Origin of the sequence: Frateuria defendens (assembly GCF_001182895.1) — a bacterium.
In the GTDB taxonomy this organism is placed as follows: Bacteria; Pseudomonadota; Gammaproteobacteria; order Xanthomonadales; family Rhodanobacteraceae; genus Frateuria_B; species Frateuria_B defendens.
The window spans coordinates 44409-64904 of sequence record NZ_LFQR01000030.1; the positions used below are offsets into that span (position 1 = coordinate 44409).

General features: G+C 68.7%; 22 protein-coding genes. 12 read left to right on the forward strand and 10 right to left on the reverse strand.

The genetic code is table 11. The annotated features are described in order from the left end of the window. Window positions 1-22: 22 nt before the first annotated feature. The 10 genes from hisD to ACH65_RS04730 all read left to right on the forward strand — a co-directional run bounded on the left by hisD (window position 23) and on the right by ACH65_RS04730 (window position 8535). Entirely contained in the window at window positions 23-1330 is a 1308-nt protein-coding gene (gene hisD, locus ACH65_RS04695) for a histidinol dehydrogenase (protein WP_049621429.1), read from the forward strand. Next, on the forward strand, window positions 1327-2427 hold the full coding sequence (gene hisC / locus ACH65_RS04700) for a histidinol-phosphate transaminase (RefSeq protein WP_049621430.1): 1101 nt from the start codon (window positions 1327-1329) through the stop codon (window positions 2425-2427). Before hisD ends, hisC begins: the two co-directional genes overlap by 4 nt. After that, complete coding sequence (gene hisB, locus ACH65_RS04705) at window positions 2427-3491, forward strand: bifunctional histidinol-phosphatase/imidazoleglycerol-phosphate dehydratase HisB (RefSeq protein ID WP_049621431.1); 1065 nt, start codon at window positions 2427-2429, stop codon at window positions 3489-3491. Before hisC ends, hisB begins: the two co-directional genes overlap by 1 nt. Continuing rightward, window positions 3491-4081 (forward strand): imidazole glycerol phosphate synthase subunit HisH, encoded by a 591-nt coding sequence (hisH, locus tag ACH65_RS04710; protein WP_049621432.1) that lies wholly within the window; start codon window positions 3491-3493, stop codon window positions 4079-4081. The genes hisB and hisH overlap by 1 nt, the downstream gene beginning before the upstream one ends. Beyond that, window positions 4078-4863, forward strand: a complete 786-nt coding sequence (gene hisA, locus ACH65_RS04715) for a 1-(5-phosphoribosyl)-5-[(5-phosphoribosylamino)methylideneamino]imidazole-4-carboxamide isomerase (protein WP_049621433.1) — start codon at window positions 4078-4080, stop codon at window positions 4861-4863. The genes hisH and hisA overlap by 4 nt, the downstream gene beginning before the upstream one ends. Before the next feature lie 124 nt (window positions 4864-4987). Next, window positions 4988-5758, forward strand: coding sequence for an imidazole glycerol phosphate synthase subunit HisF (gene hisF / locus ACH65_RS04720; RefSeq protein WP_049621434.1), 771 nt, complete (start codon window positions 4988-4990; stop codon window positions 5756-5758). Between the two features lie 21 nt (window positions 5759-5779). Further along, window positions 5780-6433 (forward strand): bifunctional phosphoribosyl-AMP cyclohydrolase/phosphoribosyl-ATP diphosphatase HisIE, encoded by a 654-nt coding sequence (hisIE, locus tag ACH65_RS04725; protein WP_049621435.1) that lies wholly within the window; start codon window positions 5780-5782, stop codon window positions 6431-6433. A gap of 152 nt (window positions 6434-6585) precedes the next feature. Next, window positions 6586-7488 carry a hypothetical protein gene (locus ACH65_RS19680; protein WP_153242486.1) on the forward strand — a complete coding sequence of 301 codons (903 nt, stop codon included), beginning with the start codon at window positions 6586-6588 and terminating at the stop codon, window positions 7486-7488. Between the two features lie 9 nt (window positions 7489-7497). Further along, a complete protein-coding gene (locus tag ACH65_RS19685; RefSeq protein WP_153242487.1) occupies window positions 7498-7908 on the forward strand; it encodes a hypothetical protein in 411 nt (136 codons plus the stop codon). A 219-nt stretch (window positions 7909-8127) separates the two neighbouring features. Next, window positions 8128-8535, forward strand: coding sequence for a DUF6326 family protein (locus tag ACH65_RS04730; RefSeq protein ID WP_237561444.1), 408 nt, complete (start codon window positions 8128-8130; stop codon window positions 8533-8535). A 93-nt stretch (window positions 8536-8628) separates the two neighbouring features. On the opposite strand, the gene fabV is transcribed toward ACH65_RS04730, so the two are convergent. The 5 genes from fabV to ACH65_RS04755 form a co-directional block, all read right to left on the reverse strand. Next, entirely contained in the window at window positions 8629-9834 is a 1206-nt protein-coding gene (gene fabV, locus ACH65_RS04735; protein ID WP_049621437.1) for an enoyl-ACP reductase FabV, read from the reverse strand. A 96-nt stretch (window positions 9835-9930) separates the two neighbouring features. Beyond that, on the reverse strand, window positions 9931-10956 hold the full coding sequence (locus ACH65_RS04740) for a C13 family peptidase (protein WP_049621438.1): 1026 nt from the start codon (window positions 10954-10956) through the stop codon (window positions 9931-9933). Between the two features lie 11 nt (window positions 10957-10967). Then, window positions 10968-11654 (reverse strand): acireductone synthase, encoded by a 687-nt coding sequence (gene mtnC, locus ACH65_RS04745; protein ID WP_049621439.1) that lies wholly within the window; start codon window positions 11652-11654, stop codon window positions 10968-10970. A gap of 121 nt (window positions 11655-11775) precedes the next feature. Next, window positions 11776-12342: a 1,2-dihydroxy-3-keto-5-methylthiopentene dioxygenase gene (locus tag ACH65_RS04750; protein ID WP_049621440.1), complete on the reverse strand. Its 567-nt coding sequence runs from the start codon at window positions 12340-12342 to the stop codon at window positions 11776-11778. Further along, a complete protein-coding gene (locus tag ACH65_RS04755; RefSeq protein ID WP_049621441.1) occupies window positions 12339-12986 on the reverse strand; it encodes a methylthioribulose 1-phosphate dehydratase in 648 nt (215 codons plus the stop codon). Before ACH65_RS04755 ends, ACH65_RS04750 begins: the two co-directional genes overlap by 4 nt. A gap of 161 nt (window positions 12987-13147) precedes the next feature. Here ACH65_RS04755 and ACH65_RS04760 point away from each other — a divergent pair, with 161 nt between their 5' ends. Beyond that, entirely contained in the window at window positions 13148-13477 is a 330-nt protein-coding gene (locus ACH65_RS04760; RefSeq protein WP_049621442.1) for a high-potential iron-sulfur protein, read from the forward strand. Between the two features lie 432 nt (window positions 13478-13909). Here ACH65_RS04760 and ACH65_RS04765 read toward each other — a convergent pair whose 3' ends face one another. Next, window positions 13910-15367, reverse strand: a complete 1458-nt coding sequence (locus ACH65_RS04765) for an amino acid permease (protein WP_049621443.1) — start codon at window positions 15365-15367, stop codon at window positions 13910-13912. A gap of 84 nt (window positions 15368-15451) precedes the next feature. Further along, window positions 15452-16963, reverse strand: coding sequence for an amino acid permease (locus ACH65_RS04770; RefSeq protein WP_049621444.1), 1512 nt, complete (start codon window positions 16961-16963; stop codon window positions 15452-15454). 162 nt (window positions 16964-17125) lie between these two features. Between ACH65_RS04770 and ACH65_RS04775 the strand changes: the two genes are divergently transcribed. Then, window positions 17126-17689, forward strand: a complete 564-nt coding sequence (locus ACH65_RS04775) for an NUDIX hydrolase (protein ID WP_049621445.1) — start codon at window positions 17126-17128, stop codon at window positions 17687-17689. 35 nt (window positions 17690-17724) lie between these two features. On the opposite strand, the gene ACH65_RS19690 is transcribed toward ACH65_RS04775, so the two are convergent. The 3 genes from ACH65_RS19690 to parE form a co-directional block, all read right to left on the reverse strand. Further along, window positions 17725-17877 (reverse strand): hypothetical protein, encoded by a 153-nt coding sequence (locus ACH65_RS19690; protein ID WP_153242488.1) that lies wholly within the window; start codon window positions 17875-17877, stop codon window positions 17725-17727. Window positions 17878-17947: 70 nt separating this feature from the next. Further along, window positions 17948-18475, reverse strand: a complete 528-nt coding sequence (locus tag ACH65_RS04780; protein WP_049621446.1) for a 3-hydroxyanthranilate 3,4-dioxygenase — start codon at window positions 18473-18475, stop codon at window positions 17948-17950. Between the two features lie 92 nt (window positions 18476-18567). Beyond that, window positions 18568-20457, reverse strand: coding sequence for a DNA topoisomerase IV subunit B (gene parE, locus ACH65_RS04785; RefSeq protein ID WP_049621447.1), 1890 nt, complete (start codon window positions 20455-20457; stop codon window positions 18568-18570). Window positions 20458-20496 lie beyond the last annotated feature (39 nt).

A 20496-nucleotide genomic window follows, 5' to 3' on the forward strand; every position in this document is an offset into this window, starting at 1 on the left:
GCCGCAGCAAGGTCTTGATGGCATGAAACGCATCAACTGGAACGAACTCGACGAAGCGGCGCGCCGCGAAGCACTGGCTCGCCCGGCGCAGTCGCGCGCGGACGAGCTGCGCCGCGGCGTGGAGCGGATCGTCGCCGACGTGCGTGCGCGCGGCGACGAGGCGCTGCTCGAACTGAGCGCCAAATACGACGGCGCGCAGCTCTCGCAGATCGAGGTGAGTGCGGTCGAGTTCGACGAGGCCGAGGCTTCGCTGGACGAGGCGCTCAAGGCCGCGATCCGCGAGGCGGCCGCGCGCATCGAGGTTTTCCACCGCGCCGCCGCGCCGCAGCCGGTAGGCGTGGAGACGGCGCCGGGCGTGCGGGTGGAGCGCATGCAGCGCCCGATCGCCCGGGTGGGCCTGTACGTGCCCGCCGGCAGCGCGCCGCTGCCTTCCACCGCCTTGATGCTCGGCGTGCCGGCACGCATCGCCGGCTGCCGCGAGGTGGTGCTGTGCTCGCCCGCGCGCCGCGACGGGCGCTGCGACCCGGCGGTGCTGTACGCCGCGCGCGTCACCGGCGTGCACCGCGTGTTCAAGCTCGGCGGCGCCCAGGCGATCGCCGCGATGGCCTACGGCGCCGCCAGCGTGCCCAAGTGCGACAAGCTTTTCGGCCCCGGCAACACCTGGGTCACCGAGGCCAAGCTGCAGGTTTCCGGCGACCCAGAGGGCGCCGCCATCGACATGCCAGCGGGCCCGTCCGAGGTGCTGGTGATCGCCGACGCCGACGCCGATCCGAGCTTCGTCGCCATCGACCTGCTCTCGCAGGCCGAGCACGGCCCGGATTCGCAGGTGATCCTGGTGAGCCCGTCGGCCGCGCTGATCGATGCGGCGGCGCTCGAAGTGGAGCGGCTGCGCGCCGAATTGCCGCGCGCGGCCATCGCCGAGCGCGCGCTGGTGCAGAGCCGGCTGATCGAGGTGGATTCGCTCGAACAGGCCGTGGCGGTGAGCAACCGCTACGCGCCCGAGCACCTGATCCTGCAGGTGGCTGCGCCACGCGCGCTGCTCGATGGCATCGAGAGCGCCGGCTCCGTGTTCCTCGGTGCCTGGACGCCCGAGTCGGTGGGCGACTATTGCAGCGGCAGCAACCACGTGCTGCCCACCTACGGTTATGCGCGCAGCTACAGCGGCGTGTCGGTGGCGAGTTTCCAGAAGCAGGTGACGGTGCAGGAACTCTCCGCCGACGGCCTGCGCGCCATCGGCCCGTGCACCGCCACCCTGGCCGCGGCCGAACAACTGGAGGCGCACCGCCGCGCGGTGACGCTGCGGCTGGCGGCGCTGGAGGCGACGGCATGAGCGTGCTCGACCTCGCCCGCCCCGAAATCCGCGCCATGCAGCCGTACGCCTCGGCCCGCGTCGAGGCCAGCGGCGGGCAGGTGATGCTCAACGCCAACGAATCCGCCTGGCCGCCGGTCGGCGAGGAAGCCCTCGGCTGCAATCGTTACCCCGACCCGCAGCCGGCCGCGCTGGTCGCCGCGCTGGCCGCGCTCTACGGTGTGCGCGCCGGACAGGTGCTGGTGGGCCGCGGCAGCGACGAGGCCATCGACCTGCTGGTGCGCGCCTTCTGCCGCGCCGGCCAGGACGCGATCCTGATCAACCCGCCCACCTTCGGCATGTACGCCGTCAGCGCCCGCGTGCAGGACGCGGCGGTGGTCGAGGTGCCGCTGGACGCACAGTACCGCCTCGACGTGGACGCGGTGCTCGCCGCCTGGACGCCGGCGGTGAAGCTGGTGTTCGTCTGCGCGCCCAACAACCCGACCGGGCAGGGTGTCGAGCCGGCCGAGATCGAGCGCCTCGCCGTGGCCTTGCAGGGCAAGGCCGTGGTGGTGGTGGACGAGGCCTACCTCGAGTTCGCCGAGGGCGTGCCGAGTGCGATCGGCCTGGTCGATCGCTATGACCACGTGGCCGTGCTGCGCACCTTGTCCAAGGCCTGGGCGCTGGCCGGCGCGCGCGTCGGCACGCTGATCGCCCACCCCGAGGTGGTGGGCCTGCTGCGCCGGATCATGGCGCCGTACCCGCTGCCGCTGCCGTGCGTGCGCGCGGCGCTGGAGGTGCTGGCGCCGGCCGGCCAGGCCGAGGCGCTCGCGCATGTGGCGACCGTGCTGGCCGAGCGCACGCGCATGGCCGCGGCCCTGGCGAAACTGCCCGGCGTGCGCGAAGTGCTGCCCTCGCAGGCCAACTTCCTCGCGGTGCGCTTCGACGACCCGGGCGCGGTCTACCGGCAACTGCTGGATGCCGGCATCGTGGTGCGCGACGTGCGCAAGTACCCGACCCTGGGCGACGCGCTGCGCCTGACCATCGGCACGCCGGCGGAGAACGACCGCGTGCTCGACGTATTGAACCGCACGGCCGCCGCGGGGCAGGCCGCCTCTTCGGCAGTGAGTGGACGTTGATGAGCCGCAAGATCCTTTTCCTCGACCGCGACGGCTGCCTGATCGAGGAGCCGGCCGACGAGCAGATCGACAGCTACGAGAAGCTGGCCCTGCTGCCCGGCGTGATCGCCGCCTTGCAGCGCTGCGTGGCCGCCGGCTACGAACTGGTGATGGTGACCAACCAGGATGGCCTGGGCACCGACAGTTTTCCGCAGGCCCATTTCGATGGCCCGCACGACCTGCTGATGCGCATCCTCGCCTCGCAGGGCATCCGCTTCCGCGAGGTGCTGATCGACAAGAGTTTCCCGCACGAGGGCCTGGAGACGCGCAAGCCCGGCGTGGGCATGCTGCGCCACTACCTCGCCGACGACGGCTGGAGCCGCGCCGCCTCGGCGATGGTGGGCGACCGCGAGACGGATTTGCAGCTCGCCGCCAACCTGGGCGTGCGCGGCTACCGCGTCGGCCCGCAGGGCCTGGGCTGGGAAGCGGTGGCGCATGCGTTGCTCGACGCGCCGCGCACCGCCACCGTCACGCGCAACACCAAGGAGACGCGCATCACCGTGAGCGTGGACCTGGACCGCGTGGCCGAGCCCAAGGCGCACACCGGCCTGGGCTTCTTCGACCACATGCTGGAGCAGATCGGCAAGCACGGCGGCTTCGCGCTGGAGCTGACCTGCGAGGGCGACACCCACATCGACGAGCACCACACCATCGAGGACTGCGCGCTGGCGCTGGGCCAGGCGCTCAAGCAGGCGCTGGGCGACAAGCGCGGCATCGGCCGCTACGGCTTCTCGCTGCCAATGGACGAGAGCGCCGCCGACGCGCGGCTGGACCTCTCCGGCCGGCCGTACTTCGTGTTCGAGGGCAGCTTCCCGCGCGAGCGCGTGGGCGAGGTGCCCACCGAGCTGGTGCCGCACTTCTTCCGCTCGCTGTGCGAGACGCTCGGCGCCAACCTGCACCTGTCGGTGCGCGGCGACAACGCGCACCACATGGTGGAGGCCTGTTTCAAGGTGGTGGCCCGCACCCTGCGCCAGGCGATCCGGCGCGAGGGCAGCGAGCTGCCCAGCACCAAGGGGACGTTGTAATGGCCGTGGTCCTGGTCGATTCGGGCGGCACCAACATCGGCTCGGTACGCTATGCCTTGCAGCGGCTCGGCGTCGATGCGGCGCTCACGTCCGATGCCGCGGCGATCCGCGCGGCGGACAAGGTGATCCTGCCCGGCGTGGGCGCCGCCGGCCCCGGCATGGCGCGCCTGCGCGAACTGGAACTGGTCGAGGTGATCCGCGCTCTGACCCAGCCGGTGCTGGGCGTGTGCCTGGGGATGCAGCTGCTGTGCGCGCACTCGGAAGAAGCCGACACCGCATGCCTCGGCCTGGTCCCTGCTACCGTGCGCCGCTTCACCGAGGCGCCGGGCCTGCGCGTGCCGCACATGGGCTGGAACCGCCTGCAGGGGCGGCGCGAGCACCCCCTGCTGGCGGGCCTGGGCGAAGACGACTGGGCCTACTTCGTGCACAGCTACGCCGTGCCGGTGGGCGACTACACGCTCGCCACCTGCGATTTCGGCGGCCCGTTCTCGGCCGTGGTGGCGGCGGGCAACTTCCACGGCATGCAGTTCCACCCCGAGCGCTCGGCTTCCACCGGCGCCAAGCTCCTGAAGAATTTCCTCGCGCTATGACGTTTCAAGTGATTCCGGCGATCGACCTGCGCGGTGGCCGCGTGGTGCGCCTCAAGCAGGGCGACTACGCCCAGCAGACCACCTACGGGGCCGACCCGCGCGAACAGGCGGCCCGCTACGCGGCGGCCGGCGCGCAGTGGCTGCACCTGGTGGACCTCGACGGCGCCCGTTCCGGCAACCTCGACAACCTCGCGGTGATCGAGGCCATCGCCGGCGGCGGCATGCAGATCCAGGCCGGCGGCGGCGTGCGCGCCGAGGACGACCTGCGCCGCCTCTACGACGCCGGCGTGTGCCGCGTGGTGCTGGGCAGCGTGGCGATCCGCGAGCCCGAGCGCGTGGCTGGCTGGCTGGCCGAGTACGGCAGCGAACGCCTCACCATCGCGCTCGACACGCGCCGCCTCGACGGCCGCTGGACCCTGCCCAGCGCCGGCTGGACCGAGACCGAATCGCGCACGCTGGACGAGCTGGCGCCGTGGTACGCCGCGCGCGGCGCGCGCCACCTGCTGTGCACCGACATCGAGCGCGACGGCATGCTGGCCGGCTTCAACCTCGACCTCTACCGCCACCTCGCCGAGACGGTGCCGCAGCTGGCCGTGCAGGCCTCCGGCGGCGTGCGCTCGCTGGAGGACATCCGCGCCGCCCGCGAAGCCGGGGCCCGCGGCGTGATCCTGGGCCGCGCGCTCTTGGAAGGTCGCTTCACCATCGAGGAGGCACTTGGGGCTCCCCTTGTCGCCCAAGCGGGCCGCGCCGGTACGGTCTGCCCGCAGGATCATGAGAAGTGAGTGATCGTATGTCGGTACAAGTTCGAACGATGACGACGTCATGTAGGCAAACCGCACCGGCCCCTCGGGGTGCCAGCCCATGGCCGGCACTGCGACCCACTTGGACGACAAGGGGAGCCCCCGCATGCTGAGTCGCCGCATCATTCCCTGCCTGGACGTGCGCGAGGGCAAGGTGGTCAAGGGCGTGCGCTTCCGCGACCACGTGGTGATGGGCGAGATCGTCGATCTCGCGCTGCGCTACCGCGACGAGGGCGCCGACGAGCTGGTGTTCTACGACATCACCGCGAGCCCCGAAGGGCGCGGCGTGGACCGCGGCTGGGTGGAGCGGGTGGCGAGCGTGATCGACATCCCGTTCTGCGTCGCCGGCGGCATCCGCTCGGTGGAGGAGGCGCGCGCGGTGCTCTACGCCGGCGCCGACAAGATCTCGGTGAACTCGCCGGCGCTGGAGCGTCCCGGGCTCATCGACGAGCTGGCCGAGGCCTTCGGCGTGCAGTGCGTGGTGGTGGGCATCGACAGCCTGCGCGACGCCGACGGCGAGTGGCGCGTGCGCCAGTACACCGGCGACCCGTCCAGGACGCAGGCGCTGGCGCGCCGCACGCTGGACTGGATCATCGAGGCGCAGCACCGCGGCGCCGGCGAGATCGTGCTCAACTGCATGGGCAGCGACGGCGTGCGCCGCGGCTACGACCTGGAGCAGCTCGGCGTGGCCCGCGCGGTGTGCCAGGTGCCGCTGATCGCCTCCGGCGGCGCCGGCGCGCCCGAGCATTTCCACGCCGCCTTCGCCGAGGCCGACGTGGACGGCGCGCTCGCCGCCAGCGTGTTCCATTCCGGCGCCATCGCCATCCCCGAGCTCAAGCGCTACCTGCGCGGGCAGGGCGACGTGGTGCGCCCGTAACCCGATTTGCAAGGATCTTCCATGAGCGACCCCATCGTCACCGCCGAGCAGCTCGACTGGGCCAAGGGCGAGGGCCTGCTGCCGGCCATCGTGCAGCACTGGCAGAGCGGCGAGGTGCTGATGCTCGGCTACATGAACGCCGAGGCGCTGGCCACCACCCAGGCCAGCGGCCGCGTCACCTTCTACAGCCGCAGCAAGCAGCGCCTGTGGACCAAGGGCGAGAGCTCCGGCCACGTGCTGGTGCTGAAATCCATCCGCGTCGACTGCGATGCCGACACCCTGCTGGTGCAGGCCGAGCCGCACGGCCCCACTTGCCACACCGGCACCTCCAGCTGCTTCGGCGACACCGTGCGCCCACCGCTCGGCTTCCTCGCCGAACTCGACACCCTGGTCGAGCGCCGCCACGCCGAGCGTCCCGCCGGCAGCTACACCACCAAACTGTTCGACGGCGGCATCCGCCGCATCGCGCAGAAGGTGGGCGAGGAGGGCGTGGAAACCGCGCTGGCCGCGGTGGCGCAAGGCGATGGCGAGCTGCTGGGCGAAGCCGCCGACCTGATCTTCCACCTCACCGTGGCCTTGCGTGCCCGCGGCCTGTCGCTGGCCGATGTGGCGGCGCTGCTGGCGGAGCGGCATGCGGTGCGGGCGCACGGGGGAATCGGCGCGGCCAAACCTTAATCCGCTAGGAACGTGGCCGTCGTGCGCGATACCGAAAAAGGATCTACGGATACATGTAGTCCTGTGCCTACAGCAGGATAAGAAAACCAGAAGTATCTTTCTCACAAAAGTGAGTGCATTGTTTTTTCGGCTGCAATCACAAGGAGAGGGTGATGCGTTACTTGGCGGTTATGGCGCTCTTGCTATTAAGCAGTCTCGCGGCAGTTCACGCATCGGTCGTGGACAATTGGGTGATTTGTCCTTCCTGCACTACCGACGCTCAATTCCAGGCGGCAGCACGCTCGTGGTATGGCTCGCAGCAAGTGCGCACGCAGGTGAACGTTGGAAATCCGAATACAGGAAAAGTTTATCAGATGTGGCTTCAGGGTTCTGGGGGCGGAACTCCGCTACGAATTGCTTCCAGTGGTGCCATTGTCGCTTCTGAGCGCCCTTTGGTTATTTCATCCGAGGATGCCGAGGCTGCGATGGCTCAGTCATTGGCAGTTCAGCCTGTTGTTTCGGACTATATCGAAAGCACGCAGCAAGAGCCTGCCTTTGGAAGCATGGTGGCTGCACACGGAAATCATGTTTTATTTAATGTATCTTCCGCCGACCTCCAAAGCGAGGTATTTGCCTCCTATGCGAACGCCATAGGGGGCATGGAGCAGGTATGCCCAAGAGTATGGGCAGAAGAAGATGCGGTGAATCCAGGCTTTTCAAGTAAGATGATGAGCGGCACGAGCGGTATGGCCCTGGCTCTAAAATCTTACTTTGGTCATGGAATCATGGTTTCGCCGGTGTTTGGTAATGGTGACGTAGCTACCTTTCAAATCAACCCACTTGCTCCCAGCGCTTGTGATTACGTAAAGGGAAGTGCCAAAGACCGCTACGGCAACGCGCTACCAGACACGACTCCGAACGTTGGGGGAGGAAGTTCCAGTAGTGTCGTCGTTGGCTCCGGTGGTGGCGCCAACCCAGCTGGAGGGAGCTATTCGGTAGGTGGCGAGGCATGGCTCATTTGCTCCTACATCGGAGGCCAGTTAAGCGGATGCTATGTCACCCATATTCAGCCATGAGGTTGCTTTATGTCTAGAAATCTGCTTTTTGGCTTAACGATTTTACTGTCAATTGGGGTTTCCTTCTTTATTGGCTTGTATGTCGGAGGGGCGCCGCTTCGCCAATACGTAGAGCTGACGGGAGGAGCTCCAGGCATTGCTGCGACAGAGCTGAAGAACCTCGCCAATCAGTTGGTCGACCAGAATGGCGACGCGCGGGACGCTGCGGCTATCGCTGAGAGGTCAAAACAAACACTAAGGGTTCACTTGATGCTGGCCGCTCAGCTTTACTGCCGCATGCCTGGTCAATATCAGCAAATAGCTAGGGAGTCGGCAGAAAGATTGCAAGCCAGTATGGTTGGCACCGACGACCGCACTGCACGAGCCATATTGTTCCTATCTAAGGGTTCGGGGAGTGGCGATGGATGTTTTTCGGCGTAAGGCATAAGCAATTTGATCCAAGAAAGGCCCGCATTTGGCGACCTTTCTTGCATGCATAGTCAGTCTGCGCGGGCGGGCGCCACGGCACACGTGGCATCGGGCCTGCTTCGGGGAAGGTCGGCGCGCTTCCGGTCGCGCCGGCGGAGGCAGCTGGCGACGAGGAAGCGCATGAGTCCCAAGAAAATGGCTCGGCCGGCTCTGGAGAATGTCCCGGTTCCCGTGAAGCTCAAGCTCGCGGCCCTGTGGACCAGCCTGATGTTCTGCTACGTCTACGGCGACTACTTCGGCCTGTTCCAGCCCGGCCACCTGCAGAGCATGCTGCAAGGCCGGATGGGGCCGCTCGGCCCGACCACGCAGGGCGTGTTGCTGGGCACCGCCGCGCTGATGGCCGTGCCCAGCCTGATGATCTTCCTTTCGCTGGCGCTGGGGCCCACTGTCAATCGCGCGCTGAACATCGTGCTGGGTCTGCTCTACGCGGGCGTCATGCTGGTTTCGATGCCGGGCGCCTGGGTGTTCTATCTCTTCCTCGGCGCCATCGAGGTCGTGCTGTCGTTGCTCATCGTGTGGCAGGCGGCGAGGTGGCCGAGGCGGGCGCCGGGCAGCCAGGGCGACCGACCCCTTGCATGAGGCGCCGCGCCGGCAAGGCGTGGGTACAAAAAAGCCCGGCGCCGTGGAGGGCCGGGCTTTTTATCGTGCAGCGGGCGCGCCGCCCGCCGGGGTTCAGGACTCGACCACGTCGAAGCGCACGTCCGGGCTCACGTCCGCGTCGTAGTCCACGTCCTGGCGGTCGAAGCCGAACAGCTTGAGGAACTCGTGCTTGTAGCCCGCGTAGTCGGTGACCTCGCGCAGGTTCTCGGTGGTCACCGTCGGCCACAGCGCCTTGCAGGCGTTCTGCACGTCCTCGCGCAGCTCCCAGTCGTCCAGGCGCAGGCGGCCTTCGGCGTCGGTCTGCGGCGCCTGGCCGTCCTCGCGGTAGAGGGCGGTGCGGAAGAGGCGGTTGATCTGCTCGATGGTGCCTTCGTGGATGCCCTTTTCCTTCATGATGCGGAACACCATGGAGACGTAGAGCGGGATCACCGGGATGGCGGCGCTGGCCTGGGTCACCACCGACTTCATCACGCCCACGTAGGCATGGAGGCCCTGCGCGGCGTAGCGGCTGCGCAGGGCCTTGGCGGTGTTGTCCAGGTGCTGCTTGGCCTGGCCCAGGGTGCCGTGCCAGTAGATCGGCCAGGTGATCTCGGTGCCCACGTAGCTGTAGGCGATGGTGGTGGCGTTCTCGGCCAGCACGCCGGCCTGGCTCAGTGCGTCGATCCACAGCGCCCAGTCCTCGCCGCCCATCACGGTGACGGTGTCCTGGATCTCCTGCTCGGTCGCCGGCTCCACCGTCGCCTGGATCACGGTGTCGCGGTTGGTGTCCACCGAGGAGGCGGTGAAGGTCTCGCCGATGGTCTTGAGCGAGGAGCGCACCACCTCGCCGGTGTCCGGCAGCTTGCGCACCGGCGAGGCCAGCGAGTAGACCACCAGGTCGATCGGGCCGCCCATCTCCTGCTTGATCATCTCGATCGCGCGGGCGCGGGTCTCGTTGGAGAAGGCGTCGCCGTTGATCGAGCGCGCGTAGAGGCCGGCCTGCTTGGCGAGCTTGTCGAAGGCGGCGGCGTTGTACCAGCCGGCGGTGCCGGGCTTGGCCTCGCTGGAGGGCTTCTCGAAGAACACGCCCAGCGTCGCCGCACCGTAGCCGAAGGCCGCGGTGACGCGCGAGGCCAGCCCATAGCCCGTGGAGGCGCCGATCACCAGCACGCGCTTGGGGCCCGAGGCCGCGTTGCCGCCGGCCTTGGTGATGCCGATCTGCTCGAGCACGTTCTTCTCGCAGCCGACCGGATGCGCCGTAATGCAGATGAAGCCACGAACCTTGGGATGGATGATCACGGGGAGTCCCTTGTTGCGCGATGAAACCGTGCATTCTAAATGGCGCGGGCCGCCATGCGCTTCCGTAGGGAAAAGCCCGGCGGGGCGGGCGCGGCGCTATTTCGAGGCCGCGGCGGCGGTGCGCTGCGGCCGCGGCGGCTGGAACGGCAGAGCCGGGCCGGGCGTGAGGTTCCTGCGCCAGGCCGCCAGGCGGTCGGCGATGCCGGCGCCGACGTCGATCTGCGGCTCGGAGGGCAGCAGATGGTCCTTGCGCTCCCATTGGGTGATCTCGCCGCTGGCCTGGCGGTAGGCGTCGATGAAGTCGCCCGTGCGGTTGAGCGCGTCCACCAGCCAGGCGCGGCCGAAATAGGTGGCGTCGGAGTCGTTGCCGCAGCCGAACGAGCTGCGGTCGCTGCGGGCGGCGGTGAGCACCAGCGTGCCGGGGCTGCGCAGCGCGGGCACGAAGCCGCCCGAGTAGCAGGCGTTGACCACCACCACCTTCCACTTGAACGGCCGCTGCCCGAGGATGCCGGCGAGGTCGTCGGTGCCGATCTGGTCGAGCGGCAGCGGGTCCATGTCCACCAGCAGGTAGTGGTCCTCGCTGCCGTGGGTGGTGAGGTAGAGCAGCAGGATGTCTTCCTCCGGCTTCATCGCCTTGGCGAGGCCGTCGAGTGCGCTTTCCAGGTTGCTCCAACTGGCCAGCGGGCGCTTCGCCAGCGTGTCGGGGTTGTTCTCCAGCACCAGCGCGTGGGCGCTGGGGCCGAAGCGGCGGGTGAAGAGCTGGGCCGCGTACTCGGCCTCGTTGCGGAATACGTCCTCCGAGCCGTCGCCGGCGAAGGCGAGCAGGTAGAGGTTGGGGCGGCCCGGCACGCGCGGGGTCAGCGCGGCGAGCGCGCGCCGCACCTGTTGCGGCTGGTCGTAGAGCACCTGCTCGGGCGAGGGCGCCTGCTCCGGCCAGTCGGCGTTCTGGTTGTCGCCGCCGGGAACCGGATTGCCGTCGCCGGGCAGCGTGGAGGACGCGCTTGCCGTGGCGGACGGCGCGGGGGCGGGGAGGGGCGTCGTGCGATCCGGCGTGCGCGGCAGCGCCAGCATCAGCAGGACGCCGGCGGCGAAGGCGAGCAGGGCGGTCAGGATGGCGCGCATGGCGCGGGGGCTCAGAGTGTGACGGCGTCGAAGTCGGCCCAGGCCGGGTGGCGCGGCGCTTCCGGCACCGCCAGCGGCGGGCGCAGCAGCCAGCCGGTGCGCAGGCCGGCGGCGCGGGCGGCGTCCAGTTCCTCCACCACGTCGGAGAGAAACAGCACGTGCTCGGGCCGCTCGCCGATCGCCTCGGCGATGCGCTCGTAGGAGACGCGCTCGCGCTTGGGGCCGGTCCCGGTGTCGAAATAGCCGGCGAACAGGGGCGTGAGGTCGCCCGCCTCGCTGTAGCGGAAGAACAGCTTCTGCGCCTGCACGGAACCGGAGGAATATACGTACAGGTGCAGCCCGTCGGCACGCCAGGCGTGCAGCCGCGCGGAGACTTCCGGGTAGACGTGGGCGCGGTAGTCGCCGGCCTCGTAGCCTTCCTTCCAGATCATGCCCTGCAGCGCCTTGAGCGCGGTGGACTTGCGGTCCTCGTCGATCCAGCGCTGCAGCAGCGCGATGACCTCCTGCCGGCTGGCCTCGACCAGGCCGGCCTCCTTGGCCGCCTCGTGCAGCCAGTGCTGCACCTCGGGCGTGTCGGCGTGGGTCTCGACGAAGGCGGGCAGGCGCTTGCGCGCGTAGGGGAACAGCACGTCCTTGACGAAGCTGATCGAGCTGGTGGTGCCTTCGATGTCGGTGACGATGGCGCGGAGGGTGGTCATGCGGCGGCGATCCGGCCGTGAGGGGGAGGCAAGCTTACTAGGGCGAGGGTTCGGAAGCGCGGCGTCTGCGCGGATGGCCGGGCGTCGGCAAGGCCGCTGCGCCGGTCGCGCGCGGGCGCTCTTACGCCGCCTTGGCCGAGGCGTGCGGCACCATGCGCGGGAAGCTGTCGGCGATGTCCGTGCCGGTGAAGCGGGCCACCCAGCCTTCCTTGCTGGTGAACAGGCGGATCGCCACGAAGTAGGGCGCCTCGCTCATGTCGAACCAGTGGCGGGTGCCGTCGGGCACGCCGATCAGGTCGCCCTGCTCGCACAGCACGTCGTAGACCTTCTCGCCGATGTGCAGGGTGAACTGCCCGGCGCCGGCGACGAAGAAGCGCACCTCGTCCTCGCTGTGGGTGTGCTCGCTCAGGAACTTCTGGCGCAGCGCGGCGCGGTCCGGGTGGTCGGGCGTGAGGCTGACCACGTCGACCGACTGGTAGCCCTCCTCGCGGATCAGGCGGTCGATGTCGCCGCGGTAGGCGGCGATCACCTCGTCCTGGCTGGCGCCGGGGGCGATGGACTGGCCGGCCTGCCAGCGCTCGAAGCGCACGCCGACCTTGTCCAGTTCGTGGGCGATGCCGGCGCCGTCGGTGTGCACGGACAGCGGCGCGTCCGGGCGGTTCTCGTCGAAAATGCGTAGACGGCTCATGCCGACAGCCTCCTCAGGTCCAGTTCGCAGCCCAGCAGGAATTCCAGCGCCTCGAGATGGCGGCGGGCTTCCGCCATGTCTCTGCCCCACGTATAGATGCCGTGGCCGTCGATCAAGTAGGCGTGCAGCGGCTTGCAGGCGTCGAGCCAGGTCTCCACCCGCGCCACCAGTTCGGGCATGTGCTGGGTGTTGGGGAATACGGGAATTTCCAGCACGCTCTCGTGCGTGGTGTAGCCGGTGATGGCTTTCTGCAGCTCCCAGCCTTCCAGCCGGATCGCACCCTGGCGGGCGAACAGCCGCGAGGCCACGCTCTGCGTGCGCGAGTGGGTGTGCAGCACCACGCGCGCGTCGGGCCAGCGGCGGTAGGCCTGGGTGTGCAGGGCGGTCTCGGCGCTGGGGTGCGCGTCGGTGCCGACCGCTTTGCCGTCGAGGTCGATCAGCATGAGGTCGTCGCGCCCGAGCCGGCCCTTGTCGCGGCCGGAAATGGTGATGGCCGCGTGCGCGGCATCCACGCGCATGGAGAAGTTGCTGCTGGTGGCCGGTGTCCAGCCGAGCGCGGCAAGTTCGCGCGCCGCCTCGGCGATCGCATCGGCGCAGCGGTTGAAATCGTCCGCTGCGACGGAGTCGGGAAAAACCTGTGGCATGATGATTTGGACGTCCAAACGGAGGCCGACTATACCATGCGCGAACGCAGGTCCGCCGGAAGATGCGAGCCATTCTCGTCGGGCTTCAAACGCTGTTGTAGCATCGGTTATAAGCCGCCCGCCGGTTGCGGCGGCATGTCCAGACGGAGAGATAGAAGTCCATGTCCCACGAGAAAGATCTGGCGTCGCGTCGCCGTTTCCTGAAAGCCGCCGCCGGTACCGCCGCTGTCGCCGTCGTGGCCGGTTCGCTGCCGCGTTTCGCCCGTGCGGCCGATCTGCCGCACGTGTCCGAGAGCGACCCGACCGCCAAGGCGCTCGGCTACGTCGAGGACGCCGGCAAGAGCGGCAACCCCAAGCGCAAGCCGGGTGACGTGTGCAGCAACTGCCAGTTCTATTCCGCCGGCAGCGGCGGCTACGGCCCCTGCCAGCTGTTCCCGGGCAAGTCGGTCAACGCGAAGGGCTGGTGCGTGTCGCACACGCCGAAGGCGTGACGCGCGCGGCGGTCGCCGCCGCTTATATGAGATCGATTTATATCGGGCCGGCCTTGTGCCGGCCTTTTCGTTGCCGGAAGGCAATGGAAGTCCCCGCGCCGTGGAGGCGCGCATCGCGACGGGAGAGGGGGAACGGGCGCGGGCGGGAAAGGTGTCACCCAGGCGCGCCAGACTGAGGAGCTGACCCGCCTGGCGCGCCGGGTGACGATCCGGGGTCCACTGCCAAGTGATCAACCCGCGGACTGAGGATCATACTCCGGCGCGGCCGGATTGGGCGGCCAGGGGCGCGGGATTTCTCGAAAAGGAAACGTTAATTCCTTTCGAATCAAAGTATTACATAGCAATTTTCAGGCAGGGATGCGAAGGGGCGCACACTCCGCCTGGAAGCGGTGGAATGTGGCGTTCGATGAAATTCGGCGAAGTTGTCGCCAGTTACGATTCTGCCGCCAGCGCGTTCGTCCGCCGCAGCCGGCTGTGGCGCAGGCCGTAGCCGAAATAAATGGCGAGGCCGATCACCGTCCACAGGATCATCAGCAGCCAGTTGAACCAGTCCATCGCGCCGAGCAGGGCGATGCAGCTCAGCACGCCGGCGGTGCACACGAACCAGGCCCACGGCACCCGGAACAGGCGCGGCAGCTGCGGGGCGGTGTAGCGCAGGATCAGCACGCCGGCGCAGACCGCGACGAAGGCGATCAGCGTGCCCATCGAGGTGAGGTTGGCGAGCAGGTCGAGCGGGAACACCGCGGCGAGCACGGCGATGCAGCCGCCGGTGATCAGGGTGTTGAGGTGCGGCGTGCGGTAGCGCGGGTGGATGCGGTTGAACACCTGCGGCATCAGGCCGTCGCGCGACATGATCATGAAGATGCGCGGCTGCGCGATGATCATCACCAGGATCACCGAGGACAGGCCGATCATCGCGCCCACCTCCACCACCAGGCGCAGCCAGCCCAGCTCCGGATGGGCGCGGATCGCCGTCACCACCGGCTCGTTGGTGCCGAGCTCCGTGTAGGGCACCAGGCCGGTCAGCACGGTGGCCATGGCGAGGTAGAGCACGGTGCAGATCACCAGCGAGACGAGGGTGCCGAAGGGCAGGTCGCGCTGCGGGTTCTTGCACTCCTGCGCGGCGGTGGAGGTGGCCTCGAAGCCGATGTAGGCGAAGAACACCATGGCGGCGCCGCGCATGATGCCGGACCAGCCGTACTTGGCGTGCCCCTCGGCCGGCGGCACGAAGGGGTGCCAGTTCTCCGGGTTGATGTAGCGGTAGCCGGCGACCACCACTACCACGATCAGGCCGACCTTGAGCAGCACCATCAGGAAGTTGATGCCCGCGGACTCGCGGATGCCGACGTAGCAGAGCCAGGTCAGCGCCAGCACGATCGCCACTGCGGGCAGGTTCAGCAGGTGGCCGGTGGTCACCAGGCGACCGTCGGTGTAGGCCAGCGGCGCCTCGGTGAGCGCGATCGGCAGGTGGAGGCCCACGTGGTCGAGCAGGCTGGTGAAATAGCCGGTCCAGCTCGCCGCCACCGCGGCGGCCGAGATGCCGTATTCGAGCACCATGTTCCAGCCGATGAACCAGGCCGCCAGTTCGCCCAGCGTGGCGTAGGCGTAGGAATAGGAGCTGCCCGAGATCGGGATCAGCGTGGCGAACTCGGCGTAGCACAGCGCGGTGAAGCCGCTGCAGATCGCCGCCAGGATGAAGGAGATCAGCACCGCCGGCCCCGCATGCTCGGCGGCGGCCTGCCCGGTGACCACGAAGATGCCGGTGCCGATCACCGCGCCGATGCCGAGCGCGGTGACACCCCATGGCCCCAGCGTGCGGCGCAGGCTGGGGCCGCTGCTGTCGTCGGCGTCGGAGAAATCGGTCTTGCGGGCGAACAGCTGCTTGAGCATGGGCAACCTGGAGTCGGGCGGGGCGGGTGGCCGTCGGTGGGCGGCGTGGCCCGGACCGCGCGGCCCGGGCCCGTGGAGAGGCGGTCAGGCCTTGTCGACGGCTCCGCGCAGCTTGCTGTGCCAGTGCCCGTAGCCGAAGTAGATCGCCATGCCGATGGCGGTCCAGCCCACCATCAGCGGCCAGTTGGCGCGGAAGGACTGCCAGAACAGGTACAAGCAGATCAGGGCGCCCAGCACGCTGACCACCCAGATGCCGGCCATGCCGCCCGGCACGCGGAAGGTGCGCGGCAGTTCCGGGCGGGTGTAGCGCAGGATCAGCACGCCGATGCACACGGTGGTGAAGGCGAGCAGGGTGCCCATCGACACCAGCTCGCCCAGGATGCTGACCGGGAACAGCGCGGCGGTGACGCCTGCCGCCAGGCCCGACACCACGGTGGCCACCGACGGCGTGCGGCGCTTGGGATGCACGAAGCCCATCGGCTTCGGCAGCAGGCCGTCCTTGGACATGCTGAAGAAGATGCGCGAGGTGCCCAGCAGCATCACCAGGATCACCGAGGACAGGCCCGCCAGCGCGCCGAAGGAGACGATGGCCTTGAGCCAGGTGAGCTGCGGATAGAAGCTGAGCGCCGTGGCCACTGGCTCGGGCGTGCCCAGCTTGGTGTAGGAGGCGATGCCGGTGAGGGTCAGCGCCATGGCGATGTAGAGCACGGTGCAGATGAACAGCGAGCCCAGGATGCCGATCGGCATGTCGCGCTGCGGGTTCTTGGCCTCGCCGGCGGCGGTGGAGACGGCGTCGAAGCCCACGTAGGAGAAGAACACCAGCACCGCGGCGCGGAAGATGCCGCTGGTGCCGAACTGGCCCGGGCCCTGCTCCGGCGGGATGAAGGGGTGCCAGTTGGCCGGGTTGATGAAGCGGAAGGCGAAGATCAGGAACAGGAAGATCACGATCAGCTTGATCGAGACGATGACCGCGTTGACGAAGGAGGACTGCGTGATGCCGATGTAGCAGAGGACGGTCAGCGCGGTCACGATGATCACCGCCGGCAGGTTGAGCAGGGTGCCGGTCGTCACGATGTGGTGGCCCTCGACGAACTTGAGCGGCGCCGAGGCGAGGTAGTCCGGCAGCGCCAGCGACATGCCGAACCATTGGCCGAGCACCGACAGGCACTCGTTGAAATAGCCCGACCAGCCGGCCGCCACGGTGGCCACCGCGAACAGGTATTCCAGCACCAGGTTCCAGCCGATGAACCAGGCCACGATCTCGCCGAGGGTGGCGTAGGAATAGGCGTAGGCGCTGCCGGAGACCGGGATCATCGCCGCGAACTCGGCGTAGCACAGGCCGGCCAGCGCGCAGGCGACGGCGGCCACGATGAAGCTGATGACCAGCGCCGGGCCCGCGTGCTCGGCGGCGGCCTGGCCGGTGATCACGAAGATGCCCGCGCCGATCACCGCGCCGATGCCGAGCGTGACCAGGTGGCGGGCGGTCAGCACGCGCTTGAGCGTGGGTTCGCCGGCCAGGTCGTCGTGCGGCATGGTGCCGGCATCGACGTGCGGCGACGCCGAGATCGAATGCGTCGCGAAAAGCTGTTTCAACATGTGGCTCCCCCTTCGGGACTGCTGTTCTTGTCGGAGCGCGTGACGCATCGCGCGCGGCGCCGACGGGCGCATAAGCCCCGAACCTTAGCCGAGCGCCGGTAGGGGAACAAGACGCACTGCGGCTATCATGGCGCGTTTCGCCAGACGCCCGTGTCACAAGTCATGCCCCCACACTTCGCGGCCCTGCGCGCCGCCTTCGACGACTACCTGCAGCGCGTGCCGGAGGATGCCGAGCGCACCGCCCCCTTCCTGGCCTTCCCCGCCTCGCACCCGGACGTGTTCGAGCGCGGCCACGCGCCCGGCCACTTCACCGGCTCGGCCTGGCTGGTGAGCGCAGACGGCGAGCGCGTGCTGCTGACCCATCACCGCAAGCTCGGCCGCTGGCTGCAGCTGGGCGGCCATGCCGACGGCGACGCCGAACTCCCGCGCGTGGCGTTGCGCGAGGCGGAGGAGGAGTCGGGCCTCGCCGGCCTCGTGGTGGCGCCGGCGATCTTCGACCTCGACCGCCACTGGATTCCCGCGCGCGGCACGGACCCGGGCCACTGGCACTACGACGTGCGCTACGTAGTGCATGCCGGCGCCGACGAGTCCTTCGTGGTCAGCGAGGAGTCGCTGGCGTTGGCCTGGAAGCCGATCCACGAGATCGCCAACGACGGCTCGGCCGACGCATCGCTGCAGCGGATGGCGCGCAAGTGGCTGGCGCGCGAGGGGCTGTCCGGCGCGTAGCCGGCCGATCGGCACCGATCGCCTCACCGATGCACTTAAGAAGCTGCGCGAAAGCGAAGCGCCGTGCCGATGCGGAAACGCTCGCCGGCATGCACGGCGTCGCGCAGCCCGCCCTCCTTGCCGCCGAAACGCATCGGACGCTGGGTGTAGGAGCGCGCCTTGCGCGCGACCAGCCAGGTTGGCTCCACACTGCGGTCGCGCGCAAGGCGCGCTCCGGGATGGGTCTCGCCTTGCCGATGAAGCAGTGCGAACAGGCCGTCAGCCCAGCTCGTACTTCGCCGGCGCCGGGTTCAGGTGCCCGCAGGCCCCGCAGGTGCGCGCCTCGCGCGAACGGTAGAAGCGTTCGAACACCGGCGGGAAATCGTGCTCGATGCTCTGCAGCGTGAAGTACTCCTCGTACAGCTTGTGGTTGCAGCGCTCGCAGAACCACAGCAGGCCGTCCTGCTCGTGCGGCAGGCGGCGGCGCTCGATCACCAGGCCGATCGATTCGGGCAGGCGCTGCGGCGAATGCGGCACGCGCGGCGGCAGGTAGAACAGCTCCCCGGCGCGGATCGGGATGTCGCGCGCCGCGCCCTCGTCCTGCACCTTGAGCACCATCTCGCCTTCGAGCTGGTAGAAGAACTCCGGGCCTTCGTCGTAGTGGTAGTCGGTGCGCGCGTTGGGCCCGCCGACGATCATCACGATGAAGTCGCCGTCGACGATGCACTTGTTGCCCACCGGCGGCTTGAGCAGGTGGCGGTGCTCGTCGATCCAGCGCTTGAGGTCGAGGGGCGGCAGCAGGGACATGGCGGCAGCGGATGAACGGGGAAGGGTGGACAGTATGCGCCAGCCTTCTTAGCCCATGCTTTTCCCGATTCCCGATTCCCGATTCCCGGCCCTCAAACCTCCAGCGTCGCCAGGTCGCCCTTCTCCTCCAGCCAGCTCTTGCGGTCGCTCGCGCGCTTCTTGGCCAGCAGCATGTCCATCAACTTGGCGGTGCCGTCGCCGTCGTCCACGGTGAGCTGCACCAGGCGGCGGGTGTCGGGGTGGATGGTCGATTCGCGCAGCTGCGAGGGGTTCATCTCGCCCAGGCCCTTGAAGCGGGTCACGCTGACCTGGCCGCGCATCTTCTCGCGCTCGATCCGCTGCAGCATGGCGGCCTTTTCGTTCTCGTCCAGGCAGTAGAACACCTGCTTGCCCACGTCCACGCGGAACAGCGGCGGCATCGCCACGAACACGTGGCCTTCGCTCACCAGCGTGGGGAAGTGGCGCAGGAACAGCGCGGAGAGCAGGGTGGCGATGTGCAGGCCGTCGGAGTCGGCGTCGGCCAGGATGACCACCTTGCCGTAGCGCAGGCCGGTGAGGTCGTCCTTGCCGGGGTCGCAGCCGATCGCCACGGCGAGGTTGTGCACCTCCTCGGAGGCCAGCACGGAAGTGGATTCCACTTCCCAGGTGTTGAGGATCTTGCCGCGCAGCGGAAGGATGGCCTGGAAGTCCTTGTCGCGCGCCTGCTTGGCGCTGCCGCCGGCCGAATCGCCCTCGACCAGGAACAACTCGGTGCGGGTCAGGTCGGTGGCCGAGCAGTCGGCCAGCTTGCCGGGCAGGGCGGGGCCCTGGGTGATCTTCTTGCGCACCACCTGCTTGGCGGCCTTGAGCCGCGCGCTGGCGCGCTCGATGGCGAGCTGGGCGATGCGCTCGCCCAGCTCCACGTTCTGGTTGAGCCACAGGCTGAAGGCGTCGTGCACCACGCCCTCCACCATGCCGGCGGCGTTGCGCGAGGACAGCCGCTCCTTGGTCTGGCCGGCGAACTGCGGGTCCTGCAACTTGGCCGAGAGCACGAAGGCCAGGCGCTCCCACACGTCCTCGGGCGCGAGCTTCACGCCGCGCGGCAGCAGGTTGCGGATGTCGCAGAACTCGCGGATGGCGTTGGTGAGGCCCGAGCGCAGGCCGTTGACGTGGGTGCCGCCCTGCGCGGTGGGGATCAGGTTGACGTAGCTCTCCTGCACCAGCTCGCCCTCCGGCAGCCAGGCCAGGGCCACGTCCAGCGCCTCGGTCTCGCGCGCCACGTGGTGCACGAAGAAGTTGGCCGGCAGGCACTCGGCGTTGGGCAGCTCGCTGCGCAGGTAGTCGGCCAGGCCGTCCTCGTAGTGCCACTCGGTGGTCTCGCCGCTGGCCTCGTCGACCAGCTTCACGTTGAGGCCCGCGCACAGCACCGCCTTGGCGCGCAGCAGGTGCTTGAGCTTGGAGATGGAGATCTTCGGCGAGTCGAAGTACTTCGGATCGGGCCAGAAGTGCACGGTGGTGCCGGTGCGCCGCTTGGGCACCGAGCCGATCACCGCCAGCTCGCTGGCGCGGTCGCCGTCGGCGAAGCTCATGCGGTATTCGCTGCCGTCGCGGCGGATGGTCACGTCCACACGGTGCGACAGCGCATTGACCACCGATACGCCCACGCCGTGCAGGCCACCGGAGAAGTTGTAGTTCTTGCCGGAGAATTTGCCGCCCGCATGCAGGCGGGTGAGGATCAGCTCCACGCCCGGGATGCCTTCCTCCGGGTGGATGTCCACCGGCATGCCGCGGCCGTCGTCGCTCACTTCCACCGAGCCGTCGCCGTGCACGACTACCTCGATGGATTTGGCGTGGCCGGCGAGCGCCTCGTCCACCGAGTTGTCGACCACTTCCTGCACGAGGTGGTTCGGGCGCGAGGTGTCGGTATACATGCCCGGGCGGCGCTTGACGGGATCAAGGCCGGAGAGGACTTCGATATCGGCGGCGTTGTAGCGACTGCTCATGCGTGGCGGTTCGACTCTAAGACAAGCGCGGGAGGATGG